This window comes from Streptomyces sp. NPDC005070, from assembly GCF_053600395.1.
In genome coordinates, this window is the sequence record NZ_JBSFZS010000171.1 from 1 (window position 1) to 12,345 (window position 12,345).

At 70.7% G+C, this 12,345-nt stretch carries 10 protein-coding genes; 5 read left to right on the forward strand and 5 right to left on the reverse strand.

Going from position 1 to position 12,345, the window contains the following annotated elements; all coding sequences use genetic code 11:
* Positions 1-232 precede the first annotated feature (232 nt).
* From ACWEBX_RS33925 to ACWEBX_RS33940, 4 genes are all read right to left on the reverse strand, one after another.
* The gene (locus tag ACWEBX_RS33925) at positions 233-472 is read right to left on the reverse strand and encodes a chaplin (RefSeq protein WP_451888608.1); all 240 of its coding nucleotides are present in this window, start codon (positions 470-472) and stop codon (positions 233-235) included.
* Positions 473-668: 196 nt separating this feature from the next.
* Complete coding sequence (locus tag ACWEBX_RS33930; protein ID WP_382794734.1) at positions 669-914, reverse strand: chaplin; 246 nt, start codon at positions 912-914, stop codon at positions 669-671.
* A gap of 145 nt (positions 915-1,059) precedes the next feature.
* Positions 1,060-1,701: a response regulator gene (locus tag ACWEBX_RS33935; protein WP_451888609.1), complete on the reverse strand. Its 642-nt coding sequence runs from the start codon at positions 1,699-1,701 to the stop codon at positions 1,060-1,062.
* On the reverse strand, positions 1,694-2,860 hold the full coding sequence (locus tag ACWEBX_RS33940; RefSeq protein ID WP_451888610.1) for a GAF domain-containing sensor histidine kinase: 1,167 nt from the start codon (positions 2,858-2,860) through the stop codon (positions 1,694-1,696). Before ACWEBX_RS33940 ends, ACWEBX_RS33935 begins: the two co-directional genes overlap by 8 nt.
* Positions 2,861-3,044: 184 nt before the next feature.
* On the opposite strand from ACWEBX_RS33940, the gene ACWEBX_RS33945 reads away from it, so the two are divergent.
* The 3 genes from ACWEBX_RS33945 (at position 3,045) to ACWEBX_RS33955 (ending at position 5,932) form a co-directional block, all read left to right on the forward strand.
* Complete coding sequence (locus ACWEBX_RS33945) at positions 3,045-3,740, forward strand: SDR family NAD(P)-dependent oxidoreductase (protein WP_451888611.1); 696 nt, start codon at positions 3,045-3,047, stop codon at positions 3,738-3,740.
* A complete protein-coding gene (locus tag ACWEBX_RS33950) occupies positions 3,737-4,864 on the forward strand; it encodes an S-adenosylmethionine:tRNA ribosyltransferase-isomerase (protein WP_451888612.1) in 1,128 nt (375 codons plus the stop codon). Before ACWEBX_RS33945 ends, ACWEBX_RS33950 begins: the two co-directional genes overlap by 4 nt.
* A gap of 291 nt (positions 4,865-5,155) precedes the next feature.
* Complete coding sequence (locus ACWEBX_RS33955) at positions 5,156-5,932, forward strand: transglycosylase SLT domain-containing protein (protein WP_451888613.1); 777 nt, start codon at positions 5,156-5,158, stop codon at positions 5,930-5,932.
* A gap of 82 nt (positions 5,933-6,014) precedes the next feature.
* Here ACWEBX_RS33955 and ACWEBX_RS33960 read toward each other — a convergent pair whose 3' ends face one another.
* Complete coding sequence (locus ACWEBX_RS33960; protein WP_451888614.1) at positions 6,015-8,498, reverse strand: FHA domain-containing protein; 2,484 nt, start codon at positions 8,496-8,498, stop codon at positions 6,015-6,017.
* A gap of 238 nt (positions 8,499-8,736) precedes the next feature.
* On the opposite strand from ACWEBX_RS33960, the gene ACWEBX_RS33965 reads away from it, so the two are divergent.
* Positions 8,737-10,524, forward strand: coding sequence for a streptophobe family protein (locus tag ACWEBX_RS33965; RefSeq protein WP_451888615.1), 1,788 nt, complete (start codon positions 8,737-8,739; stop codon positions 10,522-10,524).
* A gap of 553 nt (positions 10,525-11,077) precedes the next feature.
* Positions 11,078-12,295, forward strand: a complete 1,218-nt coding sequence (gene serB / locus ACWEBX_RS33970) for a phosphoserine phosphatase SerB (protein ID WP_451888616.1) — start codon at positions 11,078-11,080, stop codon at positions 12,293-12,295.
* Positions 12,296-12,345 lie beyond the last annotated feature (50 nt).

The following is a 12,345-nucleotide window of genomic DNA, read 5'->3' on the forward strand; positions in this document are numbered from 1 at the left end:
GTCGGTGGCGACGGGCATCGATGTACCGGCACGGCCCCTTCCGCCGGATCCCGGCCGCGGGTGCAGAATCCAGCGGCTCCCGCGGGGGACGTTTCAGCCCCTCCGGCGATTGGGGAGCGGGTCGGAGGCGCTGGCCACGAAGGCTGTCGTGGCGTGTGCGTCGTGCCGGAGGGTGCATGCGGAAGGGCCCCGCGAAACGTTTCCGTTCGCGGGGCCCTTTCGACGGGGTGGCTCAGCCGTTGACGCCCGTGTTGCCGAAGGCCGGGTTCAGGAGGCCGACGAGGTTCGCGGTGTTGCCCACGACGTTGACGGGGACGTGGACGGGGATCTGGCCAACGTTGCCCGAGACCGCGCCCGGCGAGTTCGCGGCCGCGCCCTCGGCACCCGAGTCGGCGACAGCGGCACCGGCACCAGCGCCCGCGGCGATACCGACGACGGTGACGGCCAGGGCGGCCTTCTTGGCGATGTTCATGAAAAACGTTCCTCCTGCGTTTACGGATCCGACCCTGCCGCGGGTCGTACGCTGAGAAACGCCGCCGAGTCGGGGACGGCACGGGGAGCCGTACCGATTGCCCCGTCCGGTGCAGTCCGCGGATGAGCCGACAAGCCGACCGGCCCCCAGGGGGTCCCTGGAAGGCCGGTGGTCAAGGTCGCCGCGACGGGGAACCTCAGCGGTTGAGGCCGAGGTTGCCGAAGGCCGGGTTCAGGGCTCCGATGACGTTCACGCTGTTGCCGACCACGTTCACCGGTACGTCGACCGGGGCCTGGACGAGGTTGCCGGAGACGACACCCGGGGAACCCACGGCCTTGCCGGACGCCGACGCGCCGTCCGCCGCCGAGGCCATGCCCGCGCCGGCGGCGACCAGGCCGCCGGCCACCATCGCGACAGCCGTGAACTTCTTCAGGTTCTTCACTGCGAAACCCCTCCTCGCGAACACCGCGGCAGGTCCGCCGCGGCGCACTGGAGAACGGCCGGGCTCCACGGAGGATGCGCCATCCGGGTGACATACACCCGACGGTATGAATCTCATCCCGGAGCGGCACCCTCCGAGTTGACGATCAGTCCGTGATCCCGTGCCGTACGGCCCAGAGCGCGGCCTGGGTGCGGTCGGCGACGTCGAGCTTCATCAGGATGTTCGAGACGTGGGTCTTCACGGTCTTCTCGGAGAGGACGAGGGCGCGGGCGATCTCCCGGTTGGAGCGGCCGTCCGCGATCAGGCCGAGCACCTCCCGCTCCCGCTCGGTGAGCGAAACACCTCTTCCCTGACCCGAGTTGACTTCCTCCTGGGACAACAGCGCGTTCGCGACCTCGGCTTGCAGGACGACGTGTCCCGCGTGGACCGAGCGGATGGCTCCGGCCAGCGCGTCGGGGTCGACGTCCTTGTACACATACCCGGCGGCGCCCGCGCGCAGGGCAGGCACCACCGTGCGCTGCTCGGTGAAACTGGTGACGATCAGCACGCGCGCCGGGTTGGCGAGTTCGCGGAGTCTGCGCAGCGCGTCGATGCCGTCCATCTCCGGCATCTTGACGTCCATGAGGACGACGTCCGGTTTCAACTCCTCGGCACGGACGACGCCTTCGGCTCCGTCGGAGGCCTCTCCGACGACCTCGATGTCGTCCTGCACTTCGAGGAAGGTGCGCAGCCCCCGGCGGACGACCTGATGGTCGTCGACGAGCAGCACCTTGATCGCGTCAGCCACCAGGAACCTCCATCTCGATCACGGTGCCCTTCCCGGGCACCGATTCCACGGTGAGTGTGCCGCCGACCCCGCTCGCCCGGTCCCGCATCGACACCAGGCCGAGATGACGGCCGGCGCTGCGTATCGCGGTGGGGTCGAAGCCGCCGCCGTCGTCGCGGACGTGCAGGACGGCGCCGGGGCCGCGCCGGTCCAGGGTGACGTCGACGCGGGCGGCGCCGGAGTGCCGCAGCGCGTTGTGCAGGGCCTCCTGGGAGACCCTGAGCACGGCCTCCTCCTGGGAGGCGGGCAGTGCTCGTACACCGTGGCTGGAGAAGGTCACGCGCGCGGAGTGGGCGCGGTCGAGGACCTGGATGTGGGTGCGCAGGGTGGCGACGAGTCCGTCCTCGTCGAGGGCCGCGGGGCGCAACTCGACGACGGCGGCGCGCAGTTCCTCGGTCGCCTCCGCCGCGAGCGCGGCCACGTGCTGGAGTTCGCCCTTGGCGCGGGAGGGGTCCCGGTCGACGAGGGTGGCGGCGGCCTGCGCGGTCAGGCGCAGGGAGAACAGCTTCTGGCTGACGGCGTCGTGCAGTTCGTGCGCGAGCCGGGAGCGCTCCTCGGCGATGGTGAGTTCGCGGCTGCGTTCGTAGAGCCGGGCGTTGGTCAGGGCGATCGCCGCGTGCTGGGCGAGGATGGTGAGGAGTTCCTCGTCGTCCTCGGTGAAGCCGCAGCGGCCGTCCGCCTCGGAACACGGCGCCGCTCCTTCGGGCCGCAGCTTGTTCGCGAGGAAGAGCGCGCCGATGATCTCGTCGCCGTCGCGGATGGGCAGGCCCAGGAAGTCGGACATGTCGGGGTGGGCCGCGGGCCAGCCCTCGAAGCGGGGGTCCTCGCGCACGTCGGCCAGGCGCTCGGGGCGGGCCTCGCGCAGCATCGCGGCGAGGATGCCGTGCTGGCGCGGGAGCGGTCCGATGGCCTTCCACTGCGCGTCACTGACCCCGTCGACGACGAACTGGGCGAAGCCGCCGTGGTCGTCGGGCACGCCCAGTGCCGCGTACTGCGCGTCGAGCAGTTCGCGGGCCGAGGCGACGATCGTCTTGAGGACGTCGCGCACTTCGAGATGCCTGCTCATGGCCAGCAGCGCGGAGCTCACCGCGTACAGGCCCGACCGGGGTCCGTGACTCATGACCCCAAACTACCGGCGCGGTGTGACCGTGCGTATCGGGCCGTCGGCCTCGCCCGCCGGGCCATTGGGCCTAGGACGAAGGGCCCCTGATCATTGCGGCCCGCGTACGAGGCGCCCGGGCGGACCGCGTTCCTACCGTGAGGGCAGCCGCCGGGAAGGCGGTCCGAACGAGGGGACGGTTGTCATGCCGGTAGCGATCATCACGGGGGCCTCGAAGGGACTGGGGAGGGCGCTCGGCGCGGCGCTGGCGGGGCGCGGCTGGGATCTGGTGCTCGACGCCAGGACGGCCGGGGTGCTGGAGGAGACCGCGCGGGCGCTCTCCGCGTACGGGACGCGGGTGGAGGCCCTGCCCGGGGACGTGACGGACGCCGGTCACCGTGCCGAGCTGGTGGCGGCGGCCCGGAAGCTGGGCGGTGTCGATCTGCTCGTGAACAACGCGAGCGCGCTGGGCGCGGAGCCGCTGGTGCGCCTGGAGGAGCTGGATCCGGAGGGACTGCGGCGGGCCCTGGAGGTCAATGTGGTCGCCGCGCTGGGCCTGGTCCAGGAGGCGCTGCCGCTGCTGAGGGCGGCCGGGGCGGGCGCGGTCGTCGGCGTCAGCTCGGACGCCGCGGTGCAGGCGTACGAGACGTGGGGCGGCTACGGGGCCTCGAAGGCGGCGCTGGACCATCTCTCGGCGGTGCTCGGCGAGGAGGAGCCCGGTCTGCGGGTGTGGGCGGTGGATCCGGGGGACATGGAGACGGACCTCTATACGGCGGCCGTACCGGACGACGACGATCCGCGCCCGGCGCCGGACCGTGTGGTCCCGGCGTTCCTGCGGCTGCTCGACGAACGGCCGGCCAGTGGGCGCTACACGGCTTCGGACCTGCTGGAGGAGCGGTGACGACGGTGGCGGGGGTCTCTCGGGCCGGGCGCGGCAGGGAGTGGGGAAGCGTTCCGGAGGAGTTGTCGGCGCGGGTGCCGGCGGAGCAGCGGGGTCCCGGTCGCGACCGGGATTCCGTACGGCTGCTGGTGTCGCGCGGTACCGAGGTGTCGCATCACGCGTTCGTGGAGCTGCCCCGGCTGCTGAAGGCCGGGGATCTGCTGATCGTCAACACCTCGGCCACTCTGGCGGCGGCCGTGGACGGGCGGATCGGGCACGCGCGCGTGGTGGTGCACTTCTCCACACGGGGTGACGACGGGCGGTGGGCGGTCGAGCTGCGGGATCCGGACGGCCGTGGCACTACGCGCGCGCGGGCGGGCGGTCCCGCGGGGACAGTGGTGTGCCTGCCCGGGGACGTACCTCTCGTACTGGAGGAGCCGCTGACCGCGCGGGGGCGGCGGCTGTGGTGGGGGCGGGTGCCGGACGCGGACGTGCTGGGGCTGCTGCGGCGGTTCGGGCGGCCCATCCGCTACTCCTACACGGACAGGGACCAGCAGCTGTCCGTGTACCAGACGGTCTTCGCGCTGCCGTCGGACGACGGGGCGGGGAGCGCGGAGATGCCGAGCGCGGCGCGTCCCTTCACCTCGCGTCTGGTGGCGGAGCTGGTGAGCCGGGGTGTGCAGTTCGCGCCGGTCACCCTGCACACGGGGGTCGCCTCGGCGGAGTCGCACGAGCCGCCGTATCCGGAGCGGTACGAGGTTCCGGCGGTGTCGGCCCGGCTGATCAACGCCGCGCGGGCCGGTGGAGGCCGGATCGTCGCGGTCGGTACGACGGCGGTGCGGGCCGTGGAGTCCGCGACCGGCGAGGACGGGCTGGTCCGCGGGGCGAAGGGGTGGACCGGTCTCGTGGTGACTCCGGAGCGCGGTGTGCGGGCCGTCGACGGGCTGGTGACCGGGCTGCACGAGCCGGAGGCCTCGCATCTGCTGATGCTGGAGGCGATCGCGGGAGGGGCGGCGATCGACCGTGCCTACGACGAGGCGCTGCGGGGGCGCTATCTCTGGCACGAGTTCGGGGACGTGCACCTCATCCTCCCCGGGAACAGCCCTCACTCTGAGCATTGCTCTCGCAACTCCACGTCAGAATGATCGAGGACCCCTGTGAGCCCGCGCATAGGGTCCAGGTCACGTACGAAGGAGCATAGGAGATAAAAGGGACAAGATGACCAGGGAAGACGTGCCAGTCTGCCCCGATTTGCACCATCTGTGTCCACTACCCGACTTCGTAGGTCACACCTTTGCCAGAGCATTTTGCGACCGCTAAGAATTGCTCATGTCGCTCAGCGCCTCGGGTTCTCCCCCGGGGCGTTTGTTCCGGAAACACAGTCCCCGACCGGGACGCAGAGCGACCTCCGCGCTATTCGAAGAGGTCTATCAGTCATGCTCAAGAACATTGCCGCTCGTGGTCGTAGTCCGAAGCTGACGAAGCTCCACAAGTACTCGCTCGCCGGTGTGGCCACCCTCGGTGCCGCCACCCTCGCGTTCTCCGTGGCGCCGGGCGGTTCGCACACCACCACGGACGACGCCGCCGCCTCCACGGCGCCCGTCGCCTACAGCGGAAAGCAGATCACGGGCGTCGAGTCCGGTGTGGCCGGCACGAGCGCCGCCGCCCTGAAGGCCAAGACCATCGAGGCCAAGCACAAGGCGGCGGACTCCGCGGCCGCGGCGAAGAAGAAGGCCGCCCAGGCTGCGGCCGCCAAGAAGAAGGCCGCCGCCGAGGCCGCCGCGAAGAAGAAGGCCGCCGCGAAGAAGGCCGCCGCGGCCCATGCCAAGGCCGCCGCCGCGAGCCGCTCCACGCAGCGCATCAAGATGCAGCCGGTCGCCGCGAAGACCTACGCCAACAACCTCGACGGCTGGATCCGCGAGTCCCTCGACATCATGAAGGCGAAGGGCATCCCCGGCACGTACCACGGCCTGCACAAGAACATCATGCGTGAGTCCTCGGGCAACCCGATGGCCATCAACGACTGGGACATCAACGCCATCAACGGCATCCCGTCGAAGGGCCTGCTCCAGGTCATCCCGCCGACGTTCAAGGCGTACCACGTGGCCGGCACCTCGTGGGACATCTACAACCCCGTCGCCAACATCACCGCCGCCGCCAACTACGCGGCCGACAAGTACGGTTCCATGGACAACGTGAACAGCGCGTACTGAGGACTCAGCGCGGAGTTCCCACACAGACGCCGAAGGGCGGCACCCCGATCGGGGGTGCCGCCCTCGCGTCGTTCCCTGGCGTCTACTTGCGCATGACCTCGGGCTCGTGGCGGCGCAGGAAGCGGGCCACGAAGAAGCCGCAGGCGATACCGAGGACGATCAGCGCGATCATGTCCACGGTCCAGGCTCCGGCCGTGTGGTCCCAGAGCGGGTCCGTGCTCGTCGGATCGTCCTGGTTCGGGAAGATGTTGTTCAGGTCCAGCGTGGCCCCGGACGCCGCCACCGCCCAGCGGGCCGGCATCAGGTACGAGAACTGGTTGACACCCACCGTGCCGTTCAGGATGAACAGGCAGCCGGTGAAGACCACCTGGACGATCGCGAACATGACCAGCAGCGGCATCGTCTTCTCCGCGGTCTTCACCAGCGAAGAGATGATCAGGCCGAACATCATCGACACGAAGCCCAGCGCCATGATCGGCAGCGTGAGCTCGACCTTGGGCAGACTCTTGAGGATCAGGCCCTCGGACGGGACCTCGCGACTGCCGAAACCGATGGCGCCGACCAGCGCGCCCTGCAGCATGGTGATCACACCCAGGACGATCACCTTGGACATCAGGTACGCCGAGCGCGACAGACCCGTCGCGCGCTCCCGCTCGTAGATCACCCGTTCCTTGATCAGCTCACGGACCGAGTTGGCGGCGCCCGCGAAGCACGCGCCGACCGCGAGGATCAGCAGCACGGTCGTGGCGGTGCCGTTCGCGACATGAGCGCCCGACGGCAGGATCTTGTCGTTGACCAGCAGCGTCTTGCCGTTGTCGATGAGCAGGCTGACCGAGCCCAGGACCGCCGGCAGGATCACCGTCAGCGCCAGGAAGCCCTTGTCCGAGACGATCACCGAGACATAGCGGCGCATCAGCGTCATCAGCTGGGAGCCCCAGCCCTGCGGCTTCGGCGGCTTCATCGCCTGCGCGGACGGCATCTGTGTCGACTGCGGAGCCACCGCGTCGATGTCCGCCGCGTACATCTGGTAGTGCTGCGAGCCCTTCCAGCGGCCCGCCCAGTCGTAGTCGCGGTAGTTCTCGAACGCGGAGAACACGTCGGCCCAGGTCTCGTAGCCGAAGAAGTTCAGCGCCTCCTCCGGCGGACCGAAGTAGGCGACGGAGCCGCCGGGCGCCATCACGAGGAGCTTGTCGCAGATCGCGAGCTCTGCCACGGAGTGCGTGACGACGAGGACCGTACGGCCGTCGTCGGCGAGGCCGCGCAGGAGCTGCATGACATCGCGGTCCATGCCCGGGTCGAGGCCGGAGGTCGGCTCGTCCAGGAAGATCAGCGACGGCTTGGTGAGCAGCTCCAGAGCCACCGAGACACGCTTGCGCTGGCCACCGGAGAGGGAGGTGACCTTCTTCTCCTTGTGGATGTCCAGCTTCAGCTCGCGCAGCACCTCGTCTATGCGTGCCTCGCGCTCCGCGCCCGTGGTGTCGGCGGGGAAGCGCAGCTTGGCCGCGTACTTGAGGGCCTTCTTGACGGTCAGTTCCTTGTGCAGGATGTCGTCCTGCGGGACCAGACCGATGCGCTGACGCAGCTCGGCGAACTGCTTGTACAGGTTCCGGTTGTCGTAGAGGACGTCACCCTGGTTGGCGGGGCGGTAGCCCGTGAGCGCCTTCAGGAGCGTCGACTTGCCGGAACCCGACGGGCCGATGACCGCGACGAGCGACTTCTCGGGGACGCCGAAGGAGACGTCCTTGAGGATCTGCTTGCCGCCGTCGACGGTGACCGTCAGGTGGCGGGCCGAGAAGGAGACCTCGCCGGTGTCGACGAACTCCTCGAGCCGGTCGCCGACCAGGCGGAACGTCGAGTGGCCGACGCCGACGATGTCGTTCGGGCCGAGCAGCGCGGAGCCGCCCTTGGCGATCGGCATACCGTTGACGTACGTGCCGTTGTGCGAGCCGAGGTCGCGGATCTCGAAGCGGCCGTCCGGCGTCGCGTGGAACTCGGCGTGGTGGCGCGAGACCTGGAGGTCGGAGACCACCAGCTCGTTCTCCAGCGCACGACCGATGCGCATCACACGTCCCAGCGAGAACTGATGGAACGTCGTCGGGCTGCGGTCGCCGTAGACCGGCGGTGCCCCCGCGCCACCGCCGGGTCCCTGCTGCTGCGGAATGCCCCCCGAATGCTGTGCGTTCTGCGGGGCCTGTGCCCCCTGCGGCGTCGGCTGCTGAGCCCAGCCGGGGCCGGCGCCCTGCGCCGCGAACGGCTGCTGCGCCACCGGGGCCGCGGCACCGGACACGCTCAGCCGCGGACCGTCGGTCGCGTTGCCGAGGTGCACGGCCGAACCGGGACCGATCTCCAACTGATGGATCCGCTGCCCCTGCACGAAGGTGCCGTTGGTGCTCCCGTGGTCGTCGATGACCCAACTACGGCCGTTCCAGCTGATCGTGGCGTGGCGCCAGGAGACCCTGGCGTCATCGAGCACGATGTCCCCCTGCGGATCACGTCCGAGGGTGTGAGGCCTGGACGCGTCGAGCGTCCAGGTCCGTCCATTCAATTCCAGTACGAGTTCCGGCACTCCAGCCCCACTGAGTTGTCCCCCGAGTTACCCCCATCACAGGGAGTCTAGGGATGTCGAACATCGTGGGGAACTATTTCAGTTCAGGCCCCCTGACCGAAAGTCGGGCCTTGTGAACGTTGGTGACGGGCGGGTTGTCCGTATCCGTTGACGGGGTTGAAACCGGCCCGGAGAGTGGTAATCCCACACGAGGGGGACATGCGCGGGATCACCGCGTCGCTGATCGGGGGGTCTGGCGATGAACATCGGGACCACGCACCACGGCGGGAACGGCGGGCGGGTGCCGTGGGGAGACGTGCTGCTGTCCGCGATCGCCTCCGTGAGCTGGGCGTTGATCGGGATGGCGGGCACCGCCGCGCTCGGGCTGCATCTGCTCGGGGCGGACGCGGCGGCCTCGCTCGGCCCGATGACCGCCGCGATGGTGGCCCTCGGAGCGGGCGGCGCTGTGACGCCGTCCGGCAACGTCTCCGCCTTCGGCCTGAAGGGCGCGCAGGCGGAGACCGCCATCCAGGTCACGCCGCTCGGCGTCGGGCTGGTCGGTGCCCTGCTGCTGTCGTGGTTCTTCCTGCGCTCCTTGCGTGGGGCGGGAGTTGTCCTCACGCCGGCCGAACTCCTCGCGCGGGCCGGCTCGGTGATCGCCCTGTTCGTGGCGACTCTGGGCGGGCTCGCCTGGGCCGGACACGACGTCATCACGATCGACGGCGACAAGCTCGGGCTCGACAAGGCCGGGGGCGGGGGCGGGGGGCTCGGTTCCATCACCGACAAACTGCCCGGCGGTCTCGGGGATCTCGGTGGTCTGCTGCCCGGCAAGATCGGTGACCTCGTGAAGGCGAAGGCCGCCGTGGGGTTCTCCGTCGACACCGTGTCGACCCTGCTCGGCGGAGCCGCGTGGGCCGCCTCGGTCCTGCTGATCGCGCTGCTGGCCTCCCGGCGTACGCCGCTGCCGCGCGGCTGGGACGCCGTGCACCGTGCGGTGCGGCCGGCCGTCTCCTCGCTCGTCGCCGTCCTGCTGGTCGCCGTCCTCGCCGGGCTCGCTGCGGCCGCGTACGCGGCGATCGGCGACGACCACCCGAAGCGGATCGCGGGAGCCGCGCTGCTCGGCGCGCCCAACGGCGTGTGGCTCGCCATCCCCCTCGGGCTCTTCGTCCCCTGGGACGGGAAGGCCACCGGCGAGCTCGCCAAGCTGTTGCCCGACCCCCTCGACAAGCTCCTGACCGCCGACGCGTCCCGGCCCGTCACCCTCGGGCGGCTCGCCGAACTCGACGGGCGGGTATGGCTGTTGGCGCTCGCGGCCGCTCTGATGATGCTGTACGCGGGCGTCCTGACGGCTGCGCGTACGCCATTCGTACGGGTGGGGAGTGCGGCGGCGGGAGGAGCCTCGGGGGGCCCGGATGTACGGGGGGACGGTGCGCTGCGGTTCGCCGGGCGCTGCGCACTTCGGCTGGGGGTCGTGACGGCGCTGGCGCTGCCGCTGCTCGCCTGGCTGACGGAGGTGTCGGTGGACGCGTCCCTGTCCGTGTTCGGGTTCGACGCGTTCGGGGCGGGGGTCGAGCTGCGGGGGCGGCTGGGGGTGGCGTTGGTCCTGGGGGCCCTTTGGGGGGCGGGGGCGGGGGCTGTGGGGGCGTTGCTGGCTTGGGTTTGTGGGGCTGCGGGGCGGAGGGTTGCGGGGGGTGTTGGGGTCGTCGGGGGTGCTGGGATTGTCGGAGGTGCTGGGGTGCCGTGGGAGGCCGGGGGGTCTGGTGGTGCGGGTGCCGGTGCGGAGGCCGGGCCCTATCGGCCTCGGGGGTCGTATCGGGCGCCGAACCCTGACACCAATCCGTATCTGAAGGTGCCGGACGAGTTGCGGGAGCCGGAGGATCGGGCGGGGGATGTGTACGGGGCGCCCACGATGGTGGGGCCGGTCGGGCCGGTCGGCCCGTCGTCGAAGCGGAGGCCGGACGGGCCGCCGCCGCTGCCTCCTCCCCCGCCGCCGGTTCCTCCCTCGCCGGACGAGGGGCGGCCGGGTCCGCGGCGTCCGCGGCGCTGAGGGCGCTGGGCCGGCGGTCGCGGGGCGGTGCCAGGGTCCGGTTCCGGGTTCCGGGTTCCGGGTCCGGGTTCCGGCCGGTGGGTGGGTCGGGGCCGCGCCGGTACATCCGCCCGCATCCGAACGGATCCCACCAGGGTCGAGAAGTGCGCGTGGGTGCCGATCCGTCCGGCCTGCGGGCATGTGATGTACCGGCACGTCCCCTTCCGTGCGCGGCCGACTGCGGGTGCGTCGTGGTGGCCGTGCCGACCTCTTCCGCCGGGTCACGGCCGCGGGTGCATTTTTCAGCCCCGGCCGGGAAAATCAGCCCCTCCGGCGATTGAGGAGCGGGGTCTGGGGCGGAAGCCCGGGTTCGGGTCGGGTAGGGGCGGAGGGGGCGAAAGAAGGTTGTTGGTGCGGCGCGCCGTGAAGCAGCGGTGGGGGTGAGGGGGCGTCTCGGGGTGGTGGGTGGGTGTTCGTCACCCGGGGGGCGCCGGGGTGTCACCCAGTGTTCCGTGTCCGCTAGGCGGACCGGGCGGGCGGGAGGCACTGGGTGCCGGATACGGTGGGAAATACCATGAGCGCTTCACATACCCCTGATGTGCCCACTCTTCTTGTCAAGATCTTCGGCAAGGACCGGCCGGGCATCACCGCCGGACTCTTCGACACCCTCGCCGCCTACTCCGTCGACGTGGTCGACATCGAGCAGGTCGTCACCCGGGGCCGGATCGTGCTGTGCGCGCTCGTGACCGAGCCGCCCGCAGGCCTCGAAGGTGATCTTCGGTCGACCGTCCACAGCTGGGCGGAGTCGATGAAGATGCAGGCCGAGATCATCTCCGGCCTCGGCGACAACCGTCCGCGCGGCCTGGGTCGTTCGCTGGTCACGGTGCTCGGACACCCGCTCACCGCGGAGTCGACGGCCGCCATCGCCGCGCGGATCACGAAGACCGGCGGCAACATCGACCGTATCTTCCGGCTGGCCAAGTACCCGGTGACCGCGGTCGAGTTCGCGGTGTCCGGCACGGGGACCGAGGAACTGCGCACCGCGCTGGTGACCGAGGCGTCGGCACTCGGTGTCGACATCGCGGTCGTGTCCGCGGGCCTGCACCGGCGGGCCCAGCGTCTCGTCGTGATGGACGTGGACTCCACGCTCATCCAGGACGAGGTGATCGAGCTCTTCGCCGCGCACGCCGGGTGCGAGGCCGAGGTCGCCGAGGTCACAGCGGCCGCGATGCGAGGTGAGCTGGACTTCGAGCAGTCCCTGCACGCACGCGTGGCGCTCCTCGAAGGGCTGGACGCGTCGGTGGTGCAGAAGGTGCGCGAGGAGGTGCGGCTGACGCCTGGCGCGCGCACCCTGATCCGTACGCTGAAGCGGCTCGGCTTCCAAGTCGGTGTCGTCTCCGGCGGGTTCACCCAGGTCACCGACGATCTGAAGGAGCGGCTCGGGCTCGACTTCGCCCAGGCCAACACGCTGGAGATCGTCGACGGAAAGCTGACCGGCCGGGTCACCGGCGAGATCGTGGACCGGGCGGGCAAGGCGCGACTGCTGCGCCGCTTCGCGGCCGAGGCCGAGATTCCGCTGGCCCAGACCGTGGCGATCGGCGACGGCGCCAACGACCTCGACATGCTCAACGCCGCCGGTCTCGGGGTCGCGTTCAACGCGAAGCCGGTCGTACGGCAGGCCGCGCACACCGCGGTGAACTTCCCGTTCCTCGACACGGTCCTCTATCTGCTGGGCGTCACCCGTGAAGAGGTCGAGGCCGCCGACATGCACGAGGACGACGAGGCTCACTAAGCCACGGTCCCGTGACGGACGGGGGCCCGGCACCGCCATGGTGCCGGGCC